The sequence below is a fragment of the Roseisolibacter sp. H3M3-2 genome, from assembly GCF_029211165.1.
In the GTDB taxonomy this organism is placed as follows: Bacteria; Gemmatimonadota; Gemmatimonadetes; order Gemmatimonadales; family Gemmatimonadaceae; genus Roseisolibacter.
The window spans coordinates 1-2,854 of sequence record NZ_JARGEK010000491.1 but is presented as its reverse complement, the minus strand read 5'-3'; the positions used below and the strand labels follow the sequence as shown (position 1 = coordinate 2,854).

Here is a 2,854-nt window from a genome sequence, read left to right as displayed (position 1 = left end):
CCCCGCCCCCGCGACCCGCCCGTCCGCCCCCGCCGCGACCGCGGCGCCCCCCCAGACGCCGCCCGCCGCCGCGGTCGCGCCTCCCGCGCCCGACTCGGCCATCGCCCCCGACGCCGTCGCCGAGTCGCTGCTCGTCGACCTCGAGAAGGCCGACCCGACCATCCGCGTCGAGGCGCGGTACGCCACCCCGTTCAACTTCGTCGGCGAGCCGCTGCCGGGGTACGAGGCCCCGCGCGCCCTGCTGCGCCGCGAGGCCGCCGAGGCGCTGGTGCGCGTGCAGCGCGCGCTGGCGGCCGAGGGGCTCGGGCTCAAGGTCTTCGACGGCTACCGGCCCGTCCGCGCGACCGCCGCGATGGTCGCCTGGACCCGGCGCGTGCAGCGCGAGGACCTGCTCCGCGACGGCTACATCGCCGAGCGGAGCCGGCACAACCTCGGCCTCGCCGTCGACCTGACGCTGGTGCGGCTCGACGGCGGGCGCGAGCTGAAGATGGGGACCGCGTTCGACACCTTCTCGCGCGCCGCGCACACCGCGAACGCCAGCGGCGAGGCGGCCGTTAACCGGCGGCGGCTGGTGCGCGCGATGCAGGCGGAGGGGTTCACGAACCTCGCCGAGGAGTGGTGGCACTTCGCGTTCGACGCGCCCGACCCCCTGCGGTTCGACCTCCCGATCCGCGCCGGCGCCCGCCCGTGAGCGCGCCGGCGCGCCCACACGCACCGACCCCCGTCATGTCCGCGACCCGTCGCCCGTCCGTGGTCCCCGCCCCCGCCCCGCTCGCCGCCCTCGCCCTCGGCGCGCTCGCCCTCGCCGGGTGCGCGCGCAGCTCGCGCATGACCGACGAGCACGCGGGGCACGCGGCCGAGACGCGCACCACGACCACCAGCACGTCGACGTCGACCACGCGCACCACCGTCGCCTCGTCGCTCCCCGCCGGCGCCACCGACGCGCGCGCGCGCCTCGAGCGGTCGCCGCGCCACGGCGAGTGGGCGATGGTCCGCACGAGCGCCGGCGACAGCGTGCGCGCGTGGGTCGTGTATCCCGAGCGCGCGACCAAGGCGCCGGTCGTGCTCGTGGTGCACGAGATCTTCGGGCTCAGCCCGTGGATCCGCGCCGTCGCCGACCAGCTGGCCGCCGAGGGGTTCATCGCCATCGCCCCCGACCTGCTCACCGGGAAGGGCGTCGGCGGCACCGCCGACTCGGCCGACGCGCAGGCCGCCGTCGCCGCCGTGCGGCAGCTGCAGGCGTCCGAGGTGCAGGCGCGGCTGCTCGCGGTCGCGCAGTACGGCATGGGGCTCCCGGCGGCGACGCAGAAGTACGGGATCGTCGGCTTCTGCTGGGGCGGGACGGCGGCGTTCCAGCACGCGGCCTTCTCCCCGACCCTGTCGGCGGCGGTGCCGTACTACGGCGGCGTCAACGCGAGCTTCGACCTCACCAAGGCGAAGGCGGCCGTGTTCGCCAACTACGGCGAGAACGACGCGCGCGTGAACGCGACGATCCCCGCGGCGGACTCGGCGCTGAAGGCGGCGGGCGTGCCCTGGCAGTACCAGACGTACGCCGGCGCCGGGCACGGCTTCCTGCGCCAGCAGGACGGGCAGAACGGCGCCAACATGACGGCGACGCAGCAGGCGTGGCCGCGCACGGTCGCCTGGTTCAAGCAGCACCTCGAGGCGAACTGACCGCGCGCCCGCGGCGTCGCGGCGCGTCGGAACGCGCGGCGGGGCCCGCGCGCTTGCCGGGGGTCGGACGCGCCCTGATCTTGCACGGTCCGACCCCACGCTTCATCCGATGACCGTCGTCTTCGCCGCCTGCTTCGTCCTCGGGCTCCTGCTCGCCGTCCACGTCATGCTCCACGGCGTGGAGCGCGCGGCGCCGCCGGCCGGCGGCGCGCCGCACGAGCTGTCGGCGGGGCACGACCCGCGCACCGAGCCGTCGCCGTGGCTCAACCGGCAGAACGTCGCCGCGTTCGTCACGGCCTTCGGCGTCACCGGCTACGCGGTGCAGCGTCTCACCACGCTCGGCGCGCCGGCGGCGGTCGGGCTGGCGCTCGCCGGCGGCGCGGCGGCGGCGGCGCTCTCGCTCGGGCTGCTCGCCGGGTGGGCGCTGCCGAGCGTGCGCCGCGAGGTGCCCGACGACCGGTACGTCCTGCAGGGCCACCCGGCGACGGTGACGCGGGAGATCGCGGCCGACGCCGAGGGGGAGATCGCGTACGAGGCCGACGGCCGCACCTGGACGGTGCGCGCCCGCAGCTGGGACGGCGCCCCCATGGGCGCGGGCACGGAGGTCGCCATCGAGCGCGTCGAGGACGGCGTCGCGTTCGTGGAGGCCTGGGCGCAGGTGGAGGCGCGGCTCTAGCACGGGGCTGGGCGCGCGGCGGGGGACGTCGGGGAGCAGGGCGGGAGGTCAGCGATGTCGGACGCGGCCATCTTCATCGGCGTCTTCGGGGGGCTGTTCGTCCTCCGGATCATCGCCGCGACGGTGTTCTTCTTCGCCCTGCTCCCGCAGGGCGACCGGTGCCTCAACTGCGACGCGCCGACGCTGCGCGTGCAGCGCGCGTTCTGGCACCGGTGGGTGCCCTGGTTCCGCCCCAGCTGGTGCATGGAGTGCGGCTGGAAGGGGCTGCTCCGCAGCGGGCCGATCACCCCCGTGTCCACCACGCCGTCGCTGCCGACCCCGGGCAGCCTCACCAAGAAGCGCTGACCGCCGCCATGCGCCGCCTCGCCGCCCTCCTGCTGCTCGCCCTCGCCGCGTGCGGCGGCGACCGCGCCCCCGCCGAGCCGACGCCCGCGCCCGACCCGGCGCTCGGCGTCGACGTAGCGGCGCTCGCCACGGCGGGCGTCGAGGCGGTGCTGCCGCGCG

General features: G+C 77.1%; 4 protein-coding genes. All 4 read left to right on the top strand.

All coding sequences use genetic code 11. The features are described from left to right. Positions 1-691 (top strand): M15 family metallopeptidase (locus PYV61_RS23495; RefSeq protein ID WP_275836280.1); only part of this gene is annotated, 691 nt, incomplete at its 5' end. Between the two features lie 35 nt (positions 692-726). Continuing rightward, entirely contained in the window at positions 727-1,674 is a 948-nt protein-coding gene (locus PYV61_RS23490; protein ID WP_275836278.1) for a dienelactone hydrolase family protein, read from the top strand. A gap of 109 nt (positions 1,675-1,783) precedes the next feature. Next, the gene (locus tag PYV61_RS23485; RefSeq protein WP_275836276.1) at positions 1,784-2,350 is read left to right on the top strand and encodes an NfeD family protein; all 567 of its coding nucleotides are present in this window, start codon (positions 1,784-1,786) and stop codon (positions 2,348-2,350) included. A 54-nt stretch (positions 2,351-2,404) separates the two neighbouring features. Then, on the top strand, positions 2,405-2,695 hold the full coding sequence (locus PYV61_RS23480) for a hypothetical protein (RefSeq protein WP_275836274.1): 291 nt from the start codon (positions 2,405-2,407) through the stop codon (positions 2,693-2,695). The last annotated feature ends 159 nt before the right edge of the window (positions 2,696-2,854 follow it).